At 67.7% G+C, this 22,176-nt stretch carries 24 protein-coding genes; 14 read left to right on the top strand and 10 right to left on the bottom strand.

Translation table 11 applies throughout. From position 1 onward, the window contains the following. The first annotated feature begins 18 nt into the window (after positions 1 to 18). On the top strand, positions 19 to 585 hold the full coding sequence (locus CXY81_RS15765; RefSeq protein WP_104170836.1) for a LemA family protein: 567 nt from the start codon (positions 19 to 21) through the stop codon (positions 583 to 585). Positions 586 to 597: 12 nt separating this feature from the next. After that, positions 598 to 1,485 carry a M48 family metallopeptidase gene (locus CXY81_RS15760; RefSeq protein ID WP_104170837.1) on the top strand — a complete coding sequence of 296 codons (888 nt, stop codon included), beginning with the start codon at positions 598 to 600 and terminating at the stop codon, positions 1,483 to 1,485. Between the two features lie 16 nt (positions 1,486 to 1,501). On the opposite strand, the gene CXY81_RS15755 is transcribed toward CXY81_RS15760, so the two are convergent. Beyond that, complete coding sequence (locus CXY81_RS15755; RefSeq protein ID WP_104195380.1) at positions 1,502 to 2,701, bottom strand: winged helix-turn-helix domain-containing protein; 1,200 nt, start codon at positions 2,699 to 2,701, stop codon at positions 1,502 to 1,504. Between the two features lie 160 nt (positions 2,702 to 2,861). Here CXY81_RS15755 and CXY81_RS15750 point away from each other — a divergent pair, with 160 nt between their 5' ends. From CXY81_RS15750 to ilvA, 6 genes are all read left to right on the top strand, one after another. Further along, the gene (locus CXY81_RS15750; protein ID WP_233194213.1) at positions 2,862 to 3,995 is read left to right on the top strand and encodes an ABC transporter substrate-binding protein; all 1,134 of its coding nucleotides are present in this window, start codon (positions 2,862 to 2,864) and stop codon (positions 3,993 to 3,995) included. Between the two features lie 28 nt (positions 3,996 to 4,023). Further along, positions 4,024 to 4,845, top strand: coding sequence for an ABC transporter permease (locus tag CXY81_RS15745; protein WP_369828414.1), 822 nt, complete (start codon positions 4,024 to 4,026; stop codon positions 4,843 to 4,845). Then, the gene (locus tag CXY81_RS15740; protein ID WP_104195378.1) at positions 4,842 to 5,669 is read left to right on the top strand and encodes an ABC transporter permease; all 828 of its coding nucleotides are present in this window, start codon (positions 4,842 to 4,844) and stop codon (positions 5,667 to 5,669) included. The genes CXY81_RS15745 and CXY81_RS15740 overlap by 4 nt, the downstream gene beginning before the upstream one ends. Beyond that, positions 5,666 to 6,766: an ABC transporter ATP-binding protein gene (locus CXY81_RS15735; RefSeq protein ID WP_104195377.1), complete on the top strand. Its 1,101-nt coding sequence runs from the start codon at positions 5,666 to 5,668 to the stop codon at positions 6,764 to 6,766. Before CXY81_RS15740 ends, CXY81_RS15735 begins: the two co-directional genes overlap by 4 nt. A gap of 82 nt (positions 6,767 to 6,848) precedes the next feature. Further along, a complete protein-coding gene (locus CXY81_RS15730) occupies positions 6,849 to 8,117 on the top strand; it encodes an AI-2E family transporter (protein WP_104170841.1) in 1,269 nt (422 codons plus the stop codon). Next, positions 8,110 to 9,345 (top strand): threonine ammonia-lyase, encoded by a 1,236-nt coding sequence (ilvA, locus tag CXY81_RS15725; RefSeq protein ID WP_104170842.1) that lies wholly within the window; start codon positions 8,110 to 8,112, stop codon positions 9,343 to 9,345. Before CXY81_RS15730 ends, ilvA begins: the two co-directional genes overlap by 8 nt. Positions 9,346 to 9,540: 195 nt before the next feature. On the opposite strand, the gene greA is transcribed toward ilvA, so the two are convergent. Together greA and CXY81_RS15715 are read right to left on the bottom strand one after the other, a co-directional pair. Further along, positions 9,541 to 10,032, bottom strand: coding sequence for a transcription elongation factor GreA (greA, locus tag CXY81_RS15720; protein ID WP_104170843.1), 492 nt, complete (start codon positions 10,030 to 10,032; stop codon positions 9,541 to 9,543). 107 nt (positions 10,033 to 10,139) lie between these two features. Continuing rightward, the gene (locus tag CXY81_RS15715) at positions 10,140 to 10,541 is read right to left on the bottom strand and encodes a DUF4307 domain-containing protein (RefSeq protein WP_104100850.1); all 402 of its coding nucleotides are present in this window, start codon (positions 10,539 to 10,541) and stop codon (positions 10,140 to 10,142) included. Positions 10,542 to 10,611: 70 nt separating this feature from the next. Between CXY81_RS15715 and mca the strand changes: the two genes are divergently transcribed. Together mca and CXY81_RS15705 are read left to right on the top strand one after the other, a co-directional pair. After that, on the top strand, positions 10,612 to 11,475 hold the full coding sequence (gene mca / locus CXY81_RS15710; protein WP_174843682.1) for a mycothiol conjugate amidase Mca: 864 nt from the start codon (positions 10,612 to 10,614) through the stop codon (positions 11,473 to 11,475). Further along, positions 11,472 to 11,732, top strand: a complete 261-nt coding sequence (locus tag CXY81_RS15705) for a hypothetical protein (protein ID WP_233191388.1) — start codon at positions 11,472 to 11,474, stop codon at positions 11,730 to 11,732. Before mca ends, CXY81_RS15705 begins: the two co-directional genes overlap by 4 nt. A gap of 4 nt (positions 11,733 to 11,736) precedes the next feature. Here CXY81_RS15705 and CXY81_RS15700 read toward each other — a convergent pair whose 3' ends face one another. Next, positions 11,737 to 12,438 (bottom strand): hemolysin III family protein, encoded by a 702-nt coding sequence (locus CXY81_RS15700; protein WP_104195376.1) that lies wholly within the window; start codon positions 12,436 to 12,438, stop codon positions 11,737 to 11,739. Positions 12,439 to 12,508: 70 nt separating this feature from the next. Here CXY81_RS15700 and CXY81_RS15695 point away from each other — a divergent pair, with 70 nt between their 5' ends. The 3 genes from CXY81_RS15695 to CXY81_RS15685 all read left to right on the top strand — a co-directional run bounded on the left by CXY81_RS15695 (position 12,509) and on the right by CXY81_RS15685 (position 15,959). Continuing rightward, positions 12,509 to 13,294: an isoprenyl transferase gene (locus CXY81_RS15695; protein WP_104100852.1), complete on the top strand. Its 786-nt coding sequence runs from the start codon at positions 12,509 to 12,511 to the stop codon at positions 13,292 to 13,294. 9 nt (positions 13,295 to 13,303) lie between these two features. Further along, positions 13,304 to 14,425, top strand: coding sequence for an aminotransferase class V-fold PLP-dependent enzyme (locus tag CXY81_RS15690; RefSeq protein WP_104195375.1), 1,122 nt, complete (start codon positions 13,304 to 13,306; stop codon positions 14,423 to 14,425). 199 nt (positions 14,426 to 14,624) lie between these two features. Further along, positions 14,625 to 15,959 (top strand): PhoH family protein, encoded by a 1,335-nt coding sequence (locus tag CXY81_RS15685; RefSeq protein ID WP_233194226.1) that lies wholly within the window; start codon positions 14,625 to 14,627, stop codon positions 15,957 to 15,959. Positions 15,960 to 16,094: 135 nt separating this feature from the next. Here the strand turns inward: CXY81_RS15685 and CXY81_RS15680 are convergent, their stop codons facing one another. The 5 genes from CXY81_RS15680 to xseA form a co-directional block, all read right to left on the bottom strand. Then, the gene (locus tag CXY81_RS15680; RefSeq protein ID WP_104195374.1) at positions 16,095 to 17,510 is read right to left on the bottom strand and encodes an aspartate ammonia-lyase; all 1,416 of its coding nucleotides are present in this window, start codon (positions 17,508 to 17,510) and stop codon (positions 16,095 to 16,097) included. An 88-nt stretch (positions 17,511 to 17,598) separates the two neighbouring features. Continuing rightward, complete coding sequence (locus tag CXY81_RS15675; protein WP_104170848.1) at positions 17,599 to 18,240, bottom strand: carbonic anhydrase; 642 nt, start codon at positions 18,238 to 18,240, stop codon at positions 17,599 to 17,601. Next, on the bottom strand, positions 18,240 to 18,899 hold the full coding sequence (locus tag CXY81_RS15670) for a DUF4245 domain-containing protein (protein ID WP_104100857.1): 660 nt from the start codon (positions 18,897 to 18,899) through the stop codon (positions 18,240 to 18,242). The genes CXY81_RS15675 and CXY81_RS15670 overlap by 1 nt, the downstream gene beginning before the upstream one ends. After that, the gene (locus CXY81_RS15665; RefSeq protein ID WP_347232351.1) at positions 18,896 to 19,129 is read right to left on the bottom strand and encodes an exodeoxyribonuclease VII small subunit; all 234 of its coding nucleotides are present in this window, start codon (positions 19,127 to 19,129) and stop codon (positions 18,896 to 18,898) included. The genes CXY81_RS15670 and CXY81_RS15665 overlap by 4 nt, the downstream gene beginning before the upstream one ends. After that, on the bottom strand, positions 19,126 to 20,379 hold the full coding sequence (xseA, locus tag CXY81_RS15660; protein ID WP_104195373.1) for an exodeoxyribonuclease VII large subunit: 1,254 nt from the start codon (positions 20,377 to 20,379) through the stop codon (positions 19,126 to 19,128). Before xseA ends, CXY81_RS15665 begins: the two co-directional genes overlap by 4 nt. Before the next feature lie 88 nt (positions 20,380 to 20,467). Between xseA and CXY81_RS15655 the strand changes: the two genes are divergently transcribed. Beyond that, complete coding sequence (locus tag CXY81_RS15655) at positions 20,468 to 21,502, top strand: 4-hydroxy-3-methylbut-2-enyl diphosphate reductase (RefSeq protein ID WP_104170888.1); 1,035 nt, start codon at positions 20,468 to 20,470, stop codon at positions 21,500 to 21,502. Positions 21,503 to 21,604: 102 nt separating this feature from the next. On the opposite strand, the gene CXY81_RS15650 is transcribed toward CXY81_RS15655, so the two are convergent. Beyond that, entirely contained in the window at positions 21,605 to 22,174 is a 570-nt protein-coding gene (locus CXY81_RS15650) for a DUF6264 family protein (RefSeq protein WP_146067719.1), read from the bottom strand. Positions 22,175 to 22,176: the final 2 nt, after the last annotated feature.

Below are 22,176 nucleotides of genomic sequence, written 5' to 3'. Positions count from 1 at the left end.
CCTCAAGGAGAAGCTGCCATGGAATGGCTCATCCCGGTCCTCATCGTTGTTGCACTCGTCGTCATCATTGGGATTTACCTCTGGGCCACGTACAACTCCCTCGTCACCCTCAAAGTGCGCGTGGACGAGGCATGGAGTGATATCACCGTTCAGATGAAGCGCCGGGCCGACCTGATCCCGAACCTGATCGAGACGGTCAAGGGCTACGCGGCACACGAGCGGGCCGTTTTCGAGAACGTCACGAAGGCACGGGCCGAGTCGCTCAACGCGCAGGGTCCGGCCGAGGCCGCCGCCGCCGAGAACCACATGCAGACTGCGCTGCGCAGCATCTTCGCTGTAGCGGAGGCGTACCCGCAGCTGCAGGCCAGCCAGAACTACCTGCAGTTGCAGGGCGAGCTCGTCGACACGGAGGACAAAATCCAGGCCTCACGCCGGTTCTATAACGGCGGCGTTCGGGAACTGAACACGAAGATCCAGGTCTTCCCCAACAACCTCATCGCCCGCAACCTCGGGTTCACCCAGCGAGACTTTTTCGAGGTGTCCGACTCCGCCGCCATCGCGGAGCCGCCTCGCGTTCAGTTCTAGCGGACGGCTGCCATGTACAGCGCAATTGCGCGCAACAAGCGCAACACCGTCTTCATCATCATCCTGTTCATCGCCATCATCGCGGGTCTCGGCTGGCTCGCCAACGCGGTCTATAGCACGCCCGGTGACTACAGCATCCTGATCTTCACGGTCGTCTTCGCCACGGGGTACGCCGTGGTGCAGTACTTCGTGGCCGGTCGCCAGGCGATCGCGATGAGCGGCGGCATCCGCATCACCAGTCAATCGGAGAATCCGAGGCTCTGGAACATCGTCGAGAACCTCTCGATCACCACCGGCACGCCGATGCCCGCGATCTATGTCATCAACGACCCGGCGCCGAACGCCTTCGCCACCGGGCGCGACCCGGAACACGCGATCGTCGCGGCCACCACCGGCCTGCTGGAGATCATGACCGACTCCGAGCTCGAGGGCGTCATGGCGCACGAGCTCGGCCACGTGCGCAACTACGACATCCGCCTGTCGATGGTCGTGTTCGGCCTCGTCGTCGCCGTCGGGTTCATCTCGGACATCTTCCTTCGAATGGCGTTCTTCGGCCGGAACAGCAAAAATAATGGCAGCCCCGTCATCATGGTGGTCGGTCTCGTCGCCATGCTCGTGGCGCCCCTGATCGCCACGATCGTGCAGCTTGCGGTGTCGAGGCAGCGCGAATACCTGGCGGATGCGACGGCCGCCCTGACCACGCGGCATCCGGACGCCCTGGCGAGCGCACTCGGCAAGCTCGAGGCCTTCGGGCGCCCGATGAAGAAGCAGAATACCTCGATGGCCCACCTCTGGATCGCCGACCCGCTCAAGCCCGGCGTGATGGACAAGCTCTTCGCCACGCACCCGCCGATCGCCGAGCGCGTCGAGCGCCTGCACACGATGGGCCGCAAGTTCTGACCTGCTTCGACGGCCGCTAACGCAGCTCGGCGGCCAACGCCTCGGCGAGATTGCCGCGCCGTTCCACCTCGATCTGCGGCAGGCCCTGCCAGGCGGCGGCCTCCTTGAGAACAGATGCGAGACGCCCGGCCGTGTCCGACGGCGCGCCCGGCTCCGCCCAGGCCGCGCGCACCCGCAGCACCTGCGCCTGCCGGTCGTTCTTCAGGTCGACCCGGCCCACGATCGTGTCGCCGAGCAGCACGGGCAGGCAGTAGTACCCGAACACCCGCTTCGGTTCGGGCGTGTAGATCTCGATCCGGTAGTGGAACCCGAACAGGCGCAACGCGCGCGCCCGTTCCCAGACGACCGGGTCGAACGGCGACAGCAGGGTCGCGGCATCCACCCGGCGCGGGAGCCGCGCGTCGCGGTGCAACCAGGCTCCCCCCGGTGCGCCGCCCGCACCCCAGCCCGGCACCTCGACCGGGATGAGCTCGCCGGCATCCTCGAGGTCGTGGATGGCCGCCAGGGTCGCCGGGCCGCGCAACCGGAAGTAGTCGGCGAAGTCCTTCCCCGTGCCGATTCCGTGCGCCCGCGCCGAGCGACTCACCAGCTCGCGGTGCGCGTCGTCCCGGCCGACCGTTCGCTCCCGCAACTCCCGCGGGAACACCTGCTCCGGCAGCCCGTAGACCCGCTCGAACCGTTCCCGGCCCGAGATCGCCACGTCGCCCCAGCGGAACAGGGTCTCCAACCCGGTCTTCACGTCCGACCAGCCCCACCACGGGCCGCGGCGGCGGTTCGCGTCGTGCTCGATGGCGCTCGCGCGCAGGGGACCGTTGGCGGCAAGCTCGGCGAGCAGCCAGTCGAGCATCGGCCGGTTGCCCTGAGCCCACGCCTCGGTTGCCGACCGGGTCCGGAATTCGCGCATCCGCCAGCCGAAGAGCGGCCGGGCGTCGCGCGGCAGGAACGACGCCTCATGCGCCCAGTACTCGGTGAACCGGGATTCGCGGCCCGAGGTCAGCCGGTCCAGCTGCGCCTTGTCGTAGGCGCCGAGTCGGCTGTACGCCGGCATATAGTGGCTGCGCTCGAACACGTTCACGGAGTCGATCTGCAGCAGCCCGAGCCGGTTCACCAGGGCATCCAGTTGACGGATGCCCGGCGTCACTGTCGGCGGGCGGCCGAAGCCCTGCGCGCCGAGCGCGATCCGGCGGGCAAGGGCTGGGGAGATCGTCTGCACCACTCTCCGACCCTAGTGGCACGCTTCAGACGGCATTCACCCGATGTTCAGCGGCGCGCCCCCTCACGGTCGACGGCTGCTCCTAACCTCGCTTTTACCGGCTACCCGGCTCCACACGTCCGCGTTTTCGCGCGGCGGCCGACACCGGTTCGACGGAGGAAACTTGTTCACCACCCGCATCCTGGCCGCCCTGGCCACGGCCACCGCCCTCGCCCTGAGCCTGTCCGCCTGCTCCGGTGCCGCGGATGCCGGTTCCGGCACCACGGGGGTCGATGCCGCCTCCGCGACCAGCCTCTCCGCCTTCGGCGACCTGGCCGCCCTTGAGGACGCGGCCCGGGCCGAAGGCGCCCTGAACGTGATCGCCCTGCCGCGGGACTGGGCCAATTACGGCGCCGTGCTTGACGCATTTGCCGAGAAGTACCCGGAGATCACCATCACCGAGGCCTCGCCGGACGCGTCCAGCGCCGAGGAGATCCTGGCCGCGGACAACCTCGCCGGGCAGGACACCGCCCCCGACGTATTCGACCTGGGCCTCGCGGTGGCGCTGTCCAGCACCGATCGCTTCGCGCCCTACCAGGTGGCGGCATGGGCCGAAATCCCGGATGCGCTCAAGGAGGCCTCCGGGCTGTACACGGGCGACTACGGCGGCTACCTGGCGGTCGGCTACGACCCTGACGCCGTTCCCGCGCCGACCGAGCTGCGTGACCTGCTCGGCGCCGAGTACACGGGCAAGGTCGCGATCAACGGCGACCCGACACAGGCCGGGGCTGCGTTCGCCGCCGTCGGGCTGGCCACCGTGCAGAGCGGGAGCGATGTGAGCGACTTCCAGGCCGGCATCGACTTCTTCGACGAGCTCAACCAGGCCGGCAACTTCGTCAAGATCGACCCGACTTCGGCGACCATCGCGTCGGGTGAGACCCCGGTGGTCTTCGACTGGGACTACCTCAACGTGGGCTACGGCACGAGTCTGGCCGGCGAGCGCAACTGGGAGGTCGTCGTCTTTCCGGGAACCGGTTACGCCGGCTATTACAACCAGGCCGTGAACAAGGATGCCCCGAACCCGGCCGCAGCCAGGCTCTGGCAGGAATTCCTCTACAGCGACGAGGGCCAGAACCTCTGGCTCGCCGGCGGCGCCCGCCCCGTGCGCGCCGAGGCGATGGCGGCGGCCGGCACCATCGACGCCGCGCTCTTCGCCGCACTCCCGGCGGCCCCGGCCGAGACGGTCGTCCCCTCCGAGGCGGAGAGCGCCGCGGGAGCCGCGCTCCTCGGCGCGAAGTGGGCCGCAGCTGTCCGGTAGTCGGCGCGGCACGGCGGCAGCCTTCGGGCTGTTGCCGTTCGCGGCATATGTGGTGCTCTTCCTGCTCGTGCCTACCCTGATCGCAGTCGGAAGCGGCTTCGTCGACGAGTCCGGGGTGTTCACGCTCGACACTGTGGCCGCGCTGGGCAACCCGGTCGTGAGAGACGCCTTCGCCGCGTCATTCGGACTGTCGGCACTCACCGCCGTTGTGGGTGCGATCGTCGGTGCCCTTGCCTGCTACGGCTTGCTCGGCGCGCGCGCGAACGGCCCCCTCCGCGCCGTCGTGGACTCCCTCAGCGGCGTGCTCGCCCAGTTCGGCGGCGTCATGCTGGCCTTCGCGTTCGTGGCGACCATCGGAATCCAGGGTCTGGTCACCGTGATCCTGCGCGACACCTTCGGCGTCGACATCTTCGCCGACGGGGTATGGCTCTACGAACTCCCCGGCCTCGTGCTGCCCTACATCTACTTTCAAGTTCCCCTGATGATCATCACCTTCCTGCCCGCGCTGCAGGCGCTCAACCCGCACTGGGCCGAGGCCAACGCAACCCTCGGCGGCAACCGGGCCACCTACTGGTTCCGGATCGCGTTCCCGGTGCTGGCGCCCTCGTTTCTCGGCAGCCTGCTGCTGCTCTTCGCCAACGCGTTCTCCTCCTATGCGACCGCCGCCGCGCTCACCAGCCAGGGATCGCAGATCGTTCCGCTGCAGATCCGCTCGGCCCTGACCAGTGAAACCCTGCTTGGCCGGGAGAATCTCGCCGGGGCGTTGGCGCTCGGCATGATCCTGGTGATGTTCGTCGTCATGTCCGGCTACTCGGCGTTGCAGACACGGGCGGCCCGGTGGCAGCGATGAAGGCGGTGGCGCACACCCCCACCCGGCTGGCGCGCGGCCTCATCCTCGGCAGCATCGGCCTCCTCTTCGCCATCCCCATCGTCGCCATGGTGGAGTTCACCCTGCGCCGCGGCCTCGCCGGCGGCCACGACCTCTCCCGCTGGACGGCCCTGTTCCAGGGTGGCTTCGCCGGCCCGTACCGTTCGGTTCTCGTCGCGCTCGGGAACTCGGTCGGCCTGGCCGTGGGCACCGTCTCGATCGTTCTCCTGCTGCTGGTGCCGACCCTGCTGCTGGTGCACCTGCGGTTTCCCCGCCTGCGCCGCGTGATGGAGTTCGTCTGCATCCTGCCCATCAGCATCCCGGCCATCGTCCTCGTGGTCGGCCTGGCCCCGGTGTACTCGGTGCTCGCCCGCCTGCTTGGCAGCGGCGTGTGGACCCTCGCGTTCGCCTACGGCATCACGGTGCTCCCGTTCGCCTACCGGGCCATCCAGACGAACCTCGACGGCGTCGACGTGTGCACGCTCAGTGAGGCGGCCCGCACGCTCGGCGCGGGCTGGCTGAGCGTGCTCGTGCGGGTACTGATCCCGAACCTGCGCCGCGGCATCCTCGCCGGCGCGGTCATCTCGGTCGCAGTCGTGCTCGGCGAATTCACGATCGCCTCCCTGCTCAACCGCATCACCCTGCAGACCGCGCTCGTTGTCGTGAGCAAGGCCGACCCCTATACGGCCGTCATCCTGTCTCTGCTCGCACTCACCTTCGCATTCTTGCTCTTGCTTGTCATCGGGCGTCTCGGCACGGTTCGCGCCGGCAGCCGGCGACGGCCCACCACCGGAGGTCAGCTATGAACCAGCACCAGCTTCGGACCCAGAATCAGAACCGGGACCGTTCGGCGGCGACCGCTCCGTCGGGAGCCTCGGTGCGCTTCGCGGGCGTGGTGAAGGACTTCACCGGCCACCGTGCCCTGGCCGGCTTCGATCTCACCCTGCACGCGGGCGAGTTCGTCGCCCTGCTCGGCCCGAGCGGCAGTGGCAAGACCACCGCGCTGCGGGTATTGGCCGGGCTCGAATCCACGGATGCCGGAAGCATCCTGATCGACGGAGCCGACGTGTCGACACTGCCGACGAGCCGGCGCGACCTGGGCATGGTGTTCCAGTCCTACTCGCTGTTCCCGCACCTCAGCGCGGGCGAGAACGTCGAGTTCGGCCTGCGCATGCGGAAGGTCCGCGGCGAGGAACGGCGCGCCCGAGCGGCCGCGGCCCTCGCCCTGGTCGGGCTCGACGCCCACTACGACCGCTTCGCGCACCAGCTCTCCGGCGGTCAGCAGCAACGGGTGGCGCTGGCGCGCGCCCTCGTCACCGAGCCCCGGGTTCTCCTGCTCGACGAGCCGTTGTCGGCCCTTGACGCCCAGGTTCGGGTGGTGCTGCGCGAGGAGATCCGGCGCATCCAGACCGAACTGGGCATCACGACCCTGTTTGTCACGCACGACCAGGACGAGGCGCTCGCCGTGGCCGACCGCGTCGCCGTGATGCGGGCGGGTTCCATCGAGCAGGTCGGAGCACCGGAAGAGCTCTATACCCGGCCGGCCTCGTCGTTCATCGCGGACTTCGTGGGGCTCAGCAATCGACTGGTCGGCGTGGTGCGCCACGGGTTCGCGCGGGTTCACGGTGCCTCTCTGCCGCTACTCGACCCCTCGCAGGCGGATGGCGCTGTGTCCGTCTCCGTGCGGCCGGAAGACCTCGAATTCGGCGCTGCGGGGGCACCGGGGGTCGTGCTCTCGTCGAGTTTCCACGGCTCGCTCCGGCGCACGAGAGTGCGCCTGGACGACGGCGCGTCGCTCGTCGTGCAGCACGGCGCGCGGCTGCATCCGTCGGCCGGGGACCGGGTCCTGGTGCGGTTCACGGGCGCGCCCGTCTCGGTCGACCCGCTCCCCTCTCCGGCGTAGTGACCGGTCCGGGGCCTGAGGCAGAGAGCACCTTTGGCCCATACCGGAGACGGCACGTGTGATTGCCTAGACTGATGCCGTGATGGAAACCGACGGAAAACCCGCCCGCAGCGGCTTCTTCGGCGTGTTCGGACGCCGCCGCACCGTACCCCCGATCCTGGTCGAGCTCCCGCCCTCGCACGGCTACGGAATCGACGAGAACCTGCCGGCCGGCATCCGACTCGCCGCCGCCTGGTCCTGGCGCCTGCTCGCGCTCGCCGGCGCACTTGCTGTCTTCATCTTCATCGTCATCCAGCTCCGGTTGATCGTCATCCCGCTGCTTGTGGCCGTGCTGGTGTCGGCACTGCTCGTGCCCTTCGTCGGATTCCTGGTGCGACACCGATTTCCCAAGGCTCTCGCGGTCGTGGTCGCTCTGATCAATACCTTCGCGATCCTCGGCGGACTGATCACGCTGGCCGTGAAGCAGATCGCCATCGGCACGGTTGGCCTGAACGACAGGCTCGCCGCCTCCTACGAGAGCCTCAAGGCCGTTCTCCTGGCGTCGCCGCTGCAGCTGACCGAACCGGAGCTCAACGCGTTCCTCGGCCAGGCCTGGGACGCCATTCAGGCGGACAGCCAGGTTTTCGTCTCCGGGGCGCTCTCCGTGGGGTCCTCGCTCGGCCACCTGGTGACGGGTTTCCTTCTGGCGCTGTTCAGCCTGCTGTTCATCCTGATCGATGGCAAGGGCATCTGGTCCTGGATCGTGCGCCTGTTCCCCCAGGGCGCGCGCGCGGCCATCGACGGCGCGGGGGTGGCCGGCTGGACCACGCTGGGGAACTTTGCCAGGGTGCAGATCCTGGTGGCGTCCATCGACGCGATCGGCATCGGGGTCGGGGCCGCACTGCTGGGGGTTCCGCTCGCCATCCCGATCGGCGTGCTCGTTTTCCTCGGCTCGTTCATCCCCATCGTCGGCGCCGTGGCCACGGGCGCGGTGGCGGTCGTGATCGCCCTGATCTTCAACGACTGGGTGGTGGCTTTGCTGATGCTCGGCGTTGTGCTGCTGGTGCAGCAGATCGAGGGTCACGTGCTACAGCCCCTGATCATGGGTACGGCGGTCAAGGTGCATCCACTGGGTGTCGTTCTCGTGGTGGCGGCCGGCGCCCTGCTCGCGGGCATCGCCGGCGCCCTCTTCGCCGTGCCGATCGCTGCCGTGCTCAACGTCATGATCAGCTACATCAACAGCGGGGCGTGGCGATCCGAGCAGACCGCCTCGGCACCCGTCTTCGCCTCCTCGTTGTGGCAGACCGTCCCGCAACGCCCCGGTTTCCGCCGACCGGCATACCGCCTCGAGAAAAGTGCCTCCCATGACTAATGTCTCGCTCGTCGGACCGACCCTGGCCGATTTCGAGTCCGCCCGGGATGTCGTTGGTCGGGTCGCCGCCGTCACCCCGATGGAAACGTCCCGCTACCTCTCGGAGCTCCTCGGCGCGCCGGTCCTCCTCAAGTGCGAGAACCTGCAGCGCACCGGGTCCTACAAGATCCGCGGCGCGTACAACCGGATGTCCAAGCTCACCGACGAAGAGAAGACCCGCGGTGTCGTGGCCGCCTCGGCCGGCAACCACGCCCAGGGCGTCGCCTTCGCGGCGCGGGAGCTCGGCATCCAGGCCACGATCTTCATGCCCGTCGGCGTCGCCCTGCCCAAGCTGCAGGCAACCCGCGACTACGGCGCGCACGTCATCCTGCGCGGAAATACGGTGGCCGAGCCGCTGCTCGCGGCCGCGGAGTGGGCCGCCGAGACCGGCGCCATCCTGATCCCGCCGTTCGACCACGCGGATGTCGTCACCGGCCAGGGCACCGTGGGTCTGGAGATCCTCGACCAGGTTCCCGACCTCGCCACCGTGATCGTTCCGATCGGCGGTGGCGGCCTCATCTCCGGTGTCGCCAGCGTGCTCAAGCAGCGCGCGCGCCGGGACGGCCGCCAGATCCGGGTGATCGGGGTGCAGGCCGCCAACGCGGCCGCTTACCCTCCGTCCCTCGAGGCCGGCCGGGTGCTGGAGATCCAGATCATGCCGACCATCGCCGACGGCATCGCGGTGGCCAAACCGGGCCTGCTCAATTTTGAGATCGTGCGTGATGCCGTCGATGAGGTCGTCACCGTCACCGAGGACGACACGGCTCGTGCCCTCCTGGTGCTGCTCGAGCGCGCCAAGCTCGTGGTCGAGCCGGCCGGCGCGGTCGCCGTGGCGGCGATCCTCGCGGGCAAGGTCACCGCGACCGGCCCGACGGTCGCAATCCTCAGCGGGGGAAACATCGACCCGCTGCTGATGCAGCGCGTGATCAGCCATGGTCTCTCGGCATCCGGCCGCTATCTCACGTTGCGCATCATGCTGCCCGACCGTCCCGGGCAGCTGGCCCGCATCTCGGAGCTGCTCGCCGAGGCGCACGCCAACGTGATCGAGGTTCTCCACACGCGGCACGGTGTGGGGCTTCAGATCAGCGAGGTCGAACTCAACGTCAGCGTCGAGACTCGCGGGCCCGACCACCGCCAGCTCGTCGTGGATGTGTTGCGTGCGGCCGGATACGACCCGCAGATCGACTAGCGGGGGAGCTTCGACGAATCGTGCGTCGTGGGTTTGACGCTCGTGACGGTGCCGTGCCTCTAACGAATTCGACGGAGATTTTGCCCGGATCGGCTCCAGAAGCCCCGAGAACTCGCATTTTCCGCAAAATCTCCGTCGAATTGGTTCGACGACGGGAGCCAGGCGGGGCGCGGCGCGAGCGGGGGCCCGGTGCGGCTAGTTGCCGGTCCAGGTCTCCACGAGGAAGATCTCGACGGCGATTTCCTTGCCGGTGGGCGTCACGTACGACGTTGTCGCTCCGACGGCGAGGCCGATGATCGCGGTGCCGAGCGGGCTCTGCTCGCTGAAGACGTCGAGGTCGCTGTCCCCGGCGATCTCGCGGCTGCCGATCAGGAAGCGGGTCTCATCGCCGGCGATCGTGGCCGTGATCACGGTTCCCGGCTCGACGACGCCCCGGCTTTTCGGCGCATGGCCGACCTCGGCGTTGCGCAGCAGCAGAACGAGGGTGCGGATGCGGGCCTCCATCTTCCCCTGCTCATCCTTGGCCGCGTGGTAGCCCGAGTTCTCCTTGAGGTCGCCCTCTTCGCGAGCCGATTCGATCTTCTTCGCGATCTCGACGCGCCCGACGGTGCTGAGCGTGTCCAGCTCCGCGGCGAGGCGGTCGTGGGCCTCCTGCGTCAGCCAGGTGACCGTGGTTTCGGTAGTCATGGGTGGAATCTCCTCATGCTTGTTCGTGCTCGTTCGATGCCCGTGCGGGTGAACCCGCAGATATACAACGGACGCCCCGACGATCACGTCAGGGCGAAGTCATCAGTCTAGGTCAGCCAGCAGCGGTAAATCAATCCGGTGTTGCTCTGCTCGGTGGTGCGCACATCCGTCGTCGTCGACCGCGAATACACGATGCTCGCGGGCAGGTCGACGACTTTCCAGCCAACCACCGTGAAACTCTCGTTGAGCGCCTGAACCGCGCAGCTGGCGGTGCGGCCGACCGGGATGGACGCCTCGAACGTGACGCTCACAGTGTTTTCGTCGATGATGCTGTGACGGATGTCCCGGGTCTCGATCAGAGGCTGCGACGCCCCCAGTCCCACCCAGACCACGAAGCCCAGGAGGATTGCCGCGAGGGAGCCGGCTGAGACGAACAGAACGCGGCGGTCTCTCGTGCCCCGGTTCGGGGCGCGCCCGTACCGGGTGTCGAGGTTGCTGCTCAGGGCCACTCAGACTCCACACTCACGGATCAACGATTAGTCTTGGTACCAAGGTTATCTGGCATTTCTGAGGAGTTTCATGACGCTGCGACTCTTGGCGGTGCACGCCCATCCCGACGACGAGTCGAGCAAGGGCGCCGCGACCTATGCCCACTACCGGCGTCTCGGCGCCGAAGTGATGATCCTGAGCTGCACGGGCGGCGAGCGGGGGAGCATCCTGAATGAGGCTCTGCTCGGCCATCCGCTGGCCGAGCGCGACCTGCCGGGACTGCGCCGTCTGGAAATGGCAGAGGCCCAGCGGGCCCTCGGCGTGCAGCACCGCTGGCTCGGCTACGAGGACTCCGGCATGAACGAAGACGGTTCGGTGCCCCCGAACTCGTTCGCGGACATCCCGGTGGCGATCTCCGCCGAACCGGTCGTCCGGCTGATCCGCGAATTTCGACCGCAGGTCCTGGTGACCTACGACGAGAAGGGCGGCTACCCGCATCCCGACCACATCCGCTGCCACGACGTGTCGATGGAGGCCTACCGTGCCGCCGCCGAACCGACCCGGTACCCGGATGCCGGTGAGCCCTGGCAGGTCGAGAAGCTCTATTACGATCGGATTTTCAACCTCGAACGCGTCGACGCCATGTTCCTGGAACTGAGCGTCACGGAGCCGGACTCGCCCCTGCTGGAGCCGCTCGGAGCGGCCAGGGAATGGATGAAAGACTACCCGAAGCTGGCCACGACCCATGTGCCCGTCGGTGACTTCCTCGAGGTGCGGGACGCGGCGCTTCGAGCCCACGCGAGTCAGGTTGCCCCCACCAGCAGTTTCTTCTTCTGGCCGAACGACCTCATCCGCGAGGCGTGGCCCTATGAAGACTTCCAGCTCGTCGAATCGAAAGTGGACACCGTGATTCCTGAATCCGACCTCTTCACCGGAATCCGGGACGACTCGTGAGCGGCCTGATCCTGGCTCCCCTCGTGAGCATCGTTTTGGCCGCCACCCCACCGCCGGAGTTCGACCCGAACACGGTGACGCCGGGCCCGGAAGGCTTTGTGGCGATTGCTCTGGTCGCCGTGGGAGCGGTGCTGCTGGCGATGGACATGGCCCGCCGAGTGCGCCGCAACACCTACCGCGCCGAGATTCAGGAACGTCTGCAGGCGGAGATGGCCGCACAGAAGGCCGCAGAGGCCGGAATCGCCGACAAGGACTAGCGAACTACGGGTGGATCGGGTTCGTCGCGATGATCATGATCGCCGCCCAGTGGCAGAGGAAAGCCACCACGGTCAGGGTATGGAAGATCTCGTGGAAGCCGAATACGCCCGGCAGCGGGTTCGGCCGCTTCATGCCGTAGATGACGGCGCCGACCGAGTAGCAGAGCCCGCCGACCATGATCAGTGTCATCATCGCTGCGTTGGCCTGGAAGAAGTCCACGATGAACATCAGCGCTCCCCAGCCGAGTGCCAGGTACAGCGGAACGTAGAGCCAGCGTGGGGCGTGGATCCAGAACACCCGGAACGCGATTCCGAGGAGGGCGCCGCCCCAGACCAGCGACAGAAGCAGCGTGGACTTGGCGGGCGGTAGGGCCAGCACGGCGATGGGCGTGTAAGAGCCCGCGATCAGCAGGAAGATGTTGGCGTGGTCGATCCGTTTGAGGATGACCTTCGTGCGCGGACTCCAGTCGAACCGGTGGTACAGCGCCGAATTGCCGAACAGCAGCATCGAGCTGAGCACGAACACGAGCGAACTCCACCGGGCCGCGCTGCCCTCGGCCGACAGGAGCAGCACGATCCCGGCCGCGATCGTGACCGGGAACGTGCCGGCGTGGATCCATCCTCGCCAGGTGGGCTTGACGTCCACCTGCGGGGGCAGGTCGTCCTCGAACAACGGCAGGTTGGGGATGTCATCCGCTGAGGCCATGCTGCAAGAATAGGACAGTGTGCATGCCGCGCGCGGTACGCGACGCTCCCGAGTGGGCTAGCGTAACTGTGTGCAGAAACGGGAAGTTCCTTGGGCGCGCGGCATTCTCTACGGGGTCTATCAGCGTCGGCTTCGTCGCGGGCTGACGCCGGATGTGCTTCCAAACCACGTCGCCATGATCATCGACGGCAACCGGCGCTGGGCCAAACAGCTCGGGTTCGACTCCGCCGCCCACGGGCATCGGGCCGGTGCCGCCAAGATGCGGGAGTTCCTCAAGTGGTGTGACGACCTCGGCATTTCCGTCGTCACGCTCTACCTGTTGTCGTCCGACAACCTCACCAACCGGCCCAGCGAAGAACTCGCGGAGCTGACGAAGATCATCGCCAAGCTCGCGGAGGAGTTGTCCCGGTACCGCGACTGGCGGGTGCAGCAGGTCGGCTCGAAGACCGGACTGCCCGAGCCGCTGGTGGCCGCACTGAACGCCGCGGAAGCGCGCACGGCCCGCAAGAAGGGGCTGCACGTCAACCTTGCCGTCGGCTACGGCGGGCGCACCGAGATCACCGACGCCATGCGCAGCATCGTGGGAGCGCACCTTGCCAGCGGCGGCGTGCTCGAGGACCTTGCGGAGACGCTGACCCCGGATCTGATCGGCGCGCACCTGTACACGGGCGGCCAGCCCGATCCGGACCTGGTCATCCGCACGTCGGGGGAGCAGCGCATCAGCGATTTCATGCTCTGGCAGAGCGCACACAGCGAGTTTTACTTCGTGGAGGCGCTCGGGCCTGACCTCCGCCAGGTCGACTTTCTGCGCGCCCTGCGCGATTTTGCCCGACGCCAGCGCCGCTTCGGAGGGTAGGGGCACCTCATGACGGCTCTCGAACGGTTCCTTGACGGGTTCATCGCGGAACCCGGATACCTCGACTATGCCCGGATCGGCCCGCTGTCGGCGGGTGTGGTCGCCGAAACCCTCGGCCAGACTGAGGCGCTCTCGCGGGCCCGGTTCGGCAGCTTAAACCACTTCCAAGCACAGGACGAGCGGCTGCGCACCGCCGTGGCCCGGGCGACCGGATTCCGCGCCGACCAGGTCGTTTCCGAGCCCAACACCACCACCGGCGTGATGCAGGCCATGTTCGGCCTGACGGGGGCGGTGCTGCTGTCGTCGGGTGACTTTCCCACGGTCCCGTTCGCGGCCGTGCGCGCCGCGGAGGCGCTGCGGGTGGTCACCCCGCTCTGGCTGGAGACCGACCACGGCCGCGTCACCCCTGGGCAGATCCGGGAGCAGCTCACCCCGGCCACTGCCGCAGTGGCGGTCTGCCTCGTCGATTCCCGCACCGGCCATCGCGTGGACCTCGAGGGCATCCGTCAGGTCATCGGCGACCGTTTGCTCATCGTCGACGCCATCCAGGGTTTCGGCGCAGTGGATGTCCCCTACGAGGTGGCAGACGTCGTCGCGTCGGGCGGGCAGAAATGGTCCAGGGCCGGCTGGGGCACCGGGTTCCTGGCTCTCAGCGACCGTGCGGTGGAACGCCTGGTCCCCGTGTTCTCCGGTTTCGCCGGCACCGACGTCCCCGAGCCGTGGGACGAAGTGTTGCCGCCGAGCCGCAGCGCAAACGCGTTCCGGGTGAGCAATGGCGACGCCATCGCCCAGGCCCGGTTCGCGGCCGCCCTCGAGGAGGTGGCCGAGGTCGGTATCCGTGCCATTGAAGATGCGATCGCCGTGAACGTGTCGCTTCTGATCGATCTGGCGGACGAGTTCGCTGTGCCCGTGGTTTCCTCCCGAGACGACCGGGAGCGGGCCGGCATCCTGGTGCTCGAGCCACCGGCGAGCCAGCTCACGCTGCTGAGCATCGCGCTGCACAACCACGGGGTGACGGCGACGACCCGCAACGGCACCGTGCGGCTGAGCACCCATGCGGCGCTCAGCCCGGACACGGTCGACATGCTGCGCGGGGCGTTCACCTCGTATGCGACCGCCGTGACCTACTGACGACGGCTCGGTGAACATTGTTTCGAATGGGCGTGTCGCTCTTCCCCTGGAGCGTGCGGGTAAGTAGCGTCATGCTTATCAGGTATGGCGCCTGATCGAGACGGCCACATAAGTACGGCTCGAGAACCCTGTGGCCGCTCGCCAACACAATCTGTGCCTCACGAGGCACGGGGTGGGAGTGGTTGTGACCGCTAATCAGATCGATAACAAGGGTTCTAACCAGAGCGCGTCGGCGACGGGGCAGACCGAATGCACGTACGTTCTTGACACCTCGGTTCTGCTCTCCGATCCCAAAGCGATCTTCCGTTTCGCGGAGCACGCCGTCGTGCTCCCCGTCGTGGTGATTGCGGAGCTCGAGGCCAAGCGCAACGACCCGGAGATCGGCTACTTCGCCCGCCAGTCACTGCGGTTGCTTGACGAACTGCGGGTGAAGCACGAACGGTTGGACTTCCCGATCCCGGTCGGTGACGGCGGCAGCCTCCGCGTGGAGCTCAACCACTCGAACATGTCGGTGCTTCCGTCCGGACTGCAACTCGGTGACAACGACTCCCGCATCCTGGCCGTGGCCCTGAATCTCGCCCACGACGGCTTGAATGTAACCGTCGTCTCCAAAGACCTGCCCCTGCGGGTCAAGGCGGCCTCGCTCGGCCTCACCGCAGAGGAGTACCGTCACGAACTTGCCGTGGACTCCGGCTGGACCGGCATCGACGAGATCACCCTGGGCTCGAACCTGATCGACGAGCTCTACGACAAGGAGGTCGTGCACACCCGTCTCGTGCAGGATATGCCCGTGAACACGGGCCTGGTCATCCACTCCGACCGCGGTTCGGCGCTCGGCCGGGTGACCGGCAACGGCGCGATGAAGCTCGTGCGCGGCGACCGGGACGTCTTCGGGCTGAAGGGACGCTCGGCGGAACAGCGGCTCGCCATCGACCTGCTGCTCGACCCGGAGATCGGTATCCTGTCACTGGGAGGTCGGGCCGGCACGGGGAAGTCGGCGCTCGCCCTCTGCGCCGGGCTCGAGGCCGTGCTGGAACGCCAGCAGCACCGCAAGATCATGGTCTTCCGGCCGCTCTACGCGGTCGGCGGCCAGGAGCTGGGGTACCTGCCCGGCGACGCCGCCGAGAAGATGAGCCCGTGGGCCCAGGCGGTCTTCGACACACTCGGGGCCATCGTCTCCGAGAACGTGCTGGAGGAGGTCATCGAGCGCGGCATCCTCGAAGTCCTGCCGCTGACGCACATCCGCGGCCGGTCCCTGCACGACGCTTTCGTGATCGTCGATGAGGCTCAGTCGCTCGAACGCAACGTGCTACTCACGGTGCTCAGCCGGATCGGGCAGAACTCGCGGGTGGTCCTCACCCACGATGTGGCGCAGCGGGACAATCTGCGGGTCGGCCGCTTCGACGGGGTGGCGTCGGTGATCGAGACGCTCAAGGGACATCCGCTCTTCGCCCACATGACGCTCACCCGCTCGGAGCGGAGCGCGATCGCCGCCCTCGTGACCGAGATGCTCGAGGGCAACGAGGTGCGCTAGCGCCCTGACGAATTCGACGGAGATTTTGCCCCAGAAGCCGCTTTTGGTACGAAAACAGGCAACTGGAAGCAAAATCTCCGTCGAATTGGTGAGCGCTGAACGGACAAGGAGCTGCGCGAGTGAGAAAGCGCGGGGCTACTTCGCCTGAGGCGGGCGGGTCATGCTCAGCACGTCGAGGGCGGTGTCGAGCAGTTCGAGGGTGACCTCGCCGCGCTCAACGAAACCGAGCGCGATGACGGACTCGCGCACGGTCACCCCTTCGGCCACCGAGTACTTGGCCACCTTGGCCGCGGCCTCGTAGCCGATGACCCGGTTTAGAGGAGTGACGATGGCGGGGGAGGACTCGGCCAGCGCGCGCGCGCGCTCGACATTCGCCGTGAGGCCGTCGACGGTCTTGTCGGCGAGCACGCGGGCCGCGTTCGAGAGCAGGCGGATCGACTCGAGCAGGGCGGTGCCCATCACCGGGATCGCGACGTTGAGCTCGAACGAGCCCGACGCGCCCGACCAGGCGATGGTGGCGTCGTTGCCGATCACGCGGGAGCAGACCATCAGCACGGCCTCGGGGATCACCGGGTTCACCTTGCCCGGCATGATCGAGGAGCCCGGCTGCAGGTCGGGGATGTTCAGCTCGCCGAAGCCCGTGTTGGGGCCCGAGCCCATCCAGCGCAGGTCGTTGCAGATCTTGGTGAGGCTCACCGCGATGGTGCGAAGGGCGCCGGATGCGTCCACCAGGCCGTCCCGGTTGGCCTGCGCCTCGAAGTGGTCGCGTGCCTCGGTGACCGGCAGTTCGGTCTCCTCGACGAGCAGCTCTATCACGAGCTGCGGGAACCCGGCGGGCGTGTTGATGCCGGTTCCGACCGCAGTGCCGCCGAGGGGGACCTCCGCGACGCGGGGAAGCGCGGTGCGCACGCGCTCGATGCCGAGGCGCATCTGCCGCGCGTATCCGCCGAACTCCTGGCCGAGGGTGACCGGGGTGGCATCCATCAGGTGGGTGCGGCCGGCCTTGACCGCGCCGGCCCACAGCTCGGCCTTGGCCTCTAAGGCCACAGCCAGGTGGTCGAGTGCGGGGACGAGCTCGTCGATGAGCGCGCTCGTCACGGCGAGGTGCACGGATGTCGGGAACACGTCGTTGGAGGACTGAGACGCGTTCACGTGGTCGTTCGGGTGCACCGGGCGCCCGAGGCTGCGGGTCGCCAGGGTCGCGAGGACCTCGTTCATGTTCATGTTCGAGGAGGTGCCGCTGCCGGTCTGGTAGACGTCGATCGGGAACTCGGAGTCGTAGCGACCGGTGGAGACCTCGTCGGCGGCGGCGGCGATCGCGTTGGCGATGTCGACGTCTAGTACCCCTAGTTTCGCGTTCGCCAGGGCGGCGGACTTTTTGATACGTGCCAGGGCGGCGATCTGGGCGGGCTCCAGTACCGAGCCGGAGATCGGGAAATTCTCGACGGCCCGCTGCGTCTGCGCCCCGTAGAGGGCGGCGACCGGAACCCGGACCTCGCCCATCGTGTCGTGTTCGATCCGGTACTCGGCTTCAGCGGTCTTGTCCACCACGGTGTGTATTACCTTTCGGTTGGGAATCTCTTCGGTACGGGAACGCGCGGCGACGGCCTGGGCGGCTCGTCGCGGGCGGGCTGCTCGGCTAAACCACGCCGACAACGATGTCGGGCACGGCACGGCCTTCGAGCAGCCGGTAGTTCGCCCCGACGATAGCCAATGTACCTTCTGCCACGGCCGCCCTGATCATCTCAGAGCGCTCGAGCAGTTCGGACACCGTGTCGCGAAGGTGTTCGCGGCCGACGGCGAGGGCGTCGACCAGCTCGGGATCGATCGACGTCGCATCCTTGGACCCCGCCACCCGGCGGACGGCCGGCACGATCTTCTCGATGATCCGGCTGATGTGCGCGGGCAGAGGTTGCGCGTCGGCGGCCTGGGAATCGATGGCGGCGCGCACGGCCCCGCAGCCGTCGTGGCCGAGCACCAGGATGAGCGGCACACGCAGCACGGCGACCGCGTATTCGAGCGAGCCGAGCACCGAATCGGAGATGACCTGACCGGCATTACGCACGACGAAGAGGTCGCCGAGGCCCTTGTCGAAGATGATCTCGGCGGCCAGCCGCGAGTCGCTGCAGCCGAACAGGGCCGCGTCGGGGGTCTGTACGAAGGCGAGTTCGGCTCGGCGGTCCACATCCTGGCGCGGATGCCGCGGCTCGCCGCTCACGAAGCGGTCGTTTCCGCGCTGCAGGTCGGTCCAGACGTCTGCCGGTGTTGCTGCCTCGCCCATTACTGTCCCTCGGTGCTGTTGGAACTGATCTGTTCGGCCAGCACTGCGGCCAGGACGGCAAGTTCCTCGTCATCGGCGGTGCCGACGAGAAGGTAGGTACTGTCGCCGGCCGTGGTCACCAGAGCGGATTCGAAATTGCCGCGGTCATCTTCCGGTGCGGTGTTGCGGTAGACGTCCCAGGTGACTCCGGCGATCATGACGGTGCCGGCGACCGGAGCATCCTGCAGCTCGTCGGCGAGCCAGCTCGGGTTGGCGCCGAGCGCTTGGGTGAGGCCGATGAACTCGGTCTTGGCCGTGATCAGGCCGATGTACCAGGACGGGATCTTGTCGCTTCCGCCCAGGCGCCACTGCGCGGCGTTGGCCGTCCAACCACTTGGCAACTCCGGAACCAGCAGGGGATCGGTGAGGCCGGGTTGCACCTGCGCGGCGACGGCGGCGAAATCGACGTCGCGGTTCTGCGGGGCGTCGCTGCGCGGCACCAGCAGCACGAGCACCAGGACTGTGCCCAGTGTGGCCAGCAGGGACAGGACCAGATTGTTCACGGTCTTGTGGGAGCGGTACTTGCGGGAGTTCTCGGCCAGCCGGGTGCGGGTTTCATCCGGCGTCTCCGGGCGACCCAGCTCTGCGACGATTCGGGGCGCGCGCTTGGCGGGGCTCATCCGGCTGTCGCGGCGGAGTCGACCTGGCCTGCCCTGGCGGCATCCAGTCTGGCTTTCGCGCCGATCAGCCACTCTTCGCAGCGGCGGGCGAGAGCCTCACCTCGTTCCCACAGCGCGAGCGATTCCTCCAGCGACGAGGCTCCCTGCTCGAGGGCGTTCACCACGCGCACGAGCTCATCCCGGGCCTGTTCGTAGCTCAGTGCGTTGATTTCGTCTGGTGCCGAGGTCATGGTGTCCATTCTAATTTCTCATTCGACGGTGTCGGGTCGGAGGTTGCCGCGTCCGCGGTGGCCGCCAGAGCGCCCTCGGCGAGCGTGATCAGGAGTTTCGTCTGCGACGGTGCCTGCCCGGGCGAGCGCACCACCTGGCCGCCCTGCAACTGCACGATCGAGTAGCCGCGGTCGAGAGTGCCCTGGGGGGAGAGGGCGCGCAACTGGGAACGCAGGTCGACGATCACCGCTCCGGCCCGCTCGACCGCCCGGTCGACAAGCTCGGCGCCGCGGGCGACGTAGCGGGTGAGGTCCTCGGATCGGGAATCGATGATCCACTCGGGGGTGCTCAGCACCGGGCGTGAGCGAAGCTGGCCGATCCGGTCGACCTCGTGCGCGAGGATACCGGTCAGCCGGTTGCTGAGGCGGGCCCGGGCCTGCTGTACCCGGTTGAGTTCGTCGGAGACGTCCGGCACGACGCGTTTGGCGGCATCCGTCGGCGTCGACGCGCGCAGGTCGGCCACGTCGTCGAGCAGCGGCCGGTCGGCCTCGTGGCCGATCGCGCTGACCAGCGGGGTCGTGCAGGCCGCCGCAGCCCGGATCAGCGTCTCGTCGCTGAAGCCGAGCAGGTTCTGGAAGTCGCCGCCGCCGCGGGCGATGATGATCACGTCGACCTCCGGGTCGGCGTCCAGCCGCTGGATGGCCGCGGTCACCTCGGACACCATGCGGTCACCCTGCACGGCGGCGTAGGCCAGGTCGAAAGTGACGGCCGGCCAGCGCAGCTGGGCGTTGCGGATGACGTCTTTCTCAGCGTCGGAGTCTTTGCCGGTGACCAGGCCGATGCAATGGGGGAGGAAGGGCAGCGGCTTCTTGCGAGACGCGTCGAACAGACCCTCGCCGGCCAGCCGATTGCGCAGCCGTTCGAGCCGTTCCAGCATGTCGCCGAGGCCCACGTGGCGCATCTCGAGCATCTGCATGGTGAGAGTGCCGCCCTTGACCCAATAGTTGGGTTTGACGAGGGCGATGACCCGGTCGCCCTGCTTGAAGTCGCTGGTCAGCTTCGCGCGCACCGACGACCAGATCGTGAAGCTGACCGTGGCGTCTTCGGTGAGGTCCTTGAGCTTGCCGTAAACGTTGCCGCCGCTGGCGCCCCACTGGGTGATCTCGCCCTCGACCCAGGCCGTGCCGAGGCGCTCGATGTAGCCGCGGATCTTGTTGGCCAGCAGCCCGACCGGCCAGGGGGTCTCGAGGGTGGGTGGTGCGTCCGTCATCAATCGTTCCTCCCACGGACTGCACAGTCGGCCCCCATAAGATGATGAGGTGACTATCAGTACGGATTCGCCTCTGATCGGCCTTGGCATGCCACGGATTCCCCGCGCACGCAACAGGCTCAAGGATACCCCGGTGCTCGGACGCAAACGGGTGCTGCTGGCCGCCCCGCGAGGCTACTGCGCCGGCGTGGACCGTGCCGTCATCGCCGTCGAGAAGGCCCTCGAACTGTACGGCTCCCCCGTGTATGTGCGCAAGCAGATCGTGCACAACATCCACGTGGTCTCCGAGCTGGAGAAGAAGGGGGCGATCTTCGTCGAGGAAGTCGACGAGGTGCCCACCGGCTCCCACATCGTTTTCAGCGCCCACGGCGTGTCCCCGGCCGTCGTCACCGCGGCGGCGGACCGCGGCCTGCTGGCAATCGACGCCACCTGCCCACTGGTCACGAAGGTGCACCGTGAGGCCGTGCGCTTCGCCCGGGACGACTTCCAGATCCTGCTGATCGGCCACGAAGGCCACGAAGAGGTCGAGGGAACCGCGGGGGAGGCACCCGAGCACACCACGCTCGTCGGGAGCCCTGACGACGCCGACACCATCGAGGTGCGCGACCCCGACAAGGTGGTCTGGCTGTCCCAGACCACGCTGAGCGTGGACGAGACCATGGAAACCGTGCGTCGCCTGCGTGCCCGTTTTCCAAATCTGCAGGATCCCCCCAGCGACGACATCTGCTACGCCACCCAGAATCGCCAGGTGGCGATCAAGAAGGTGGCCCGTGATTCGGACCTCGTCATTGTGGTCGGCTCGGCGAACTCGTCCAACTCGGTGCGACTGGTCGAGGTGGCGCTGGAGTACGGCGCCCGGGCTGCCTACCGCGTGGACTTTGCCAGCGAGATCCAGCAGGAGTGGCTCGACGGGGTTGTCACCGTGGGCGTGACCAGCGGGGCATCCGTGCCCGACGAACTCGTGCACGAGGTGCTCGCCGATCTGGCCGAGGCCGGCTACGGCGACATCGAAGAGATCAAGACGGCCGAGGAGGACCTGCTGTTCTCGCTGCCGAAGGAACTGCGCAAGGACCTGGCCGGCAACGCGGATGCCCGCGGTCTCGGCGGACGGGTCAGCAGCTAGGAACCGGTCAGCCGCGTTCACCACGAAGGCCCCCGTCGATCAGATCCAGGATCTGACCGACGGGGGCCTTCGTGTACGCCGGACCCGGCAGAATGGCGTCGTCTACAGCTGGCCGTAGACGTCCATCAGGTTCGGGTCGTTGAGCAGCGTCGGGTCGGTGGCCAAAACCGCGGTGGTGAAGGCGATGAACACGAACGCGGACAGGACCGCACCGATCAGCGGCACGTAGAACGCGCGCTTGCCTCGGACCAGCAACAGGATCACGCCTGCGGCTGTGGCCAGCCAGATCAGGGACACACCGATGATCCCGGCCGTGACCAGCCCGGCCGCGGAGGGATCCGGCTCATACGCGGCGAGATCCAGCTGGGTATGGAGCAACTGAATGGACTCGGTGATCATCGTGAGCATGCTGACCGCGAAGAACGTGGACAGGAGCCCGAGGACGAGCAGGCTCAGAGTCACCGGCCGGTCCCAGGCCGGCGCGGTTCCGGCCGGGCGCACAGCCCGCTCGGGGGCCGCGGACGGCCCCGGAGCCGGCGGTGTGGCGAGCGTGGGCTCATCCGGGGTAGGAGTCCAGCTCCAACCCTCGGGCGCAAGCTCACCGTACTGGGGACGGGGCCGGGAATCCTCCGGAGGGGTTCCCGAAGGAGTCGACGAAGAATTCTCGGCCATCG

The organism is Cryobacterium sp. M25 (genome assembly GCF_002929635.1).
Lineage (GTDB): Bacteria > Actinomycetota > Actinomycetes > Actinomycetales > Microbacteriaceae > Cryobacterium > Cryobacterium sandaracinum.
This window is presented reverse-complemented; position numbering and strand designations above follow the sequence as displayed.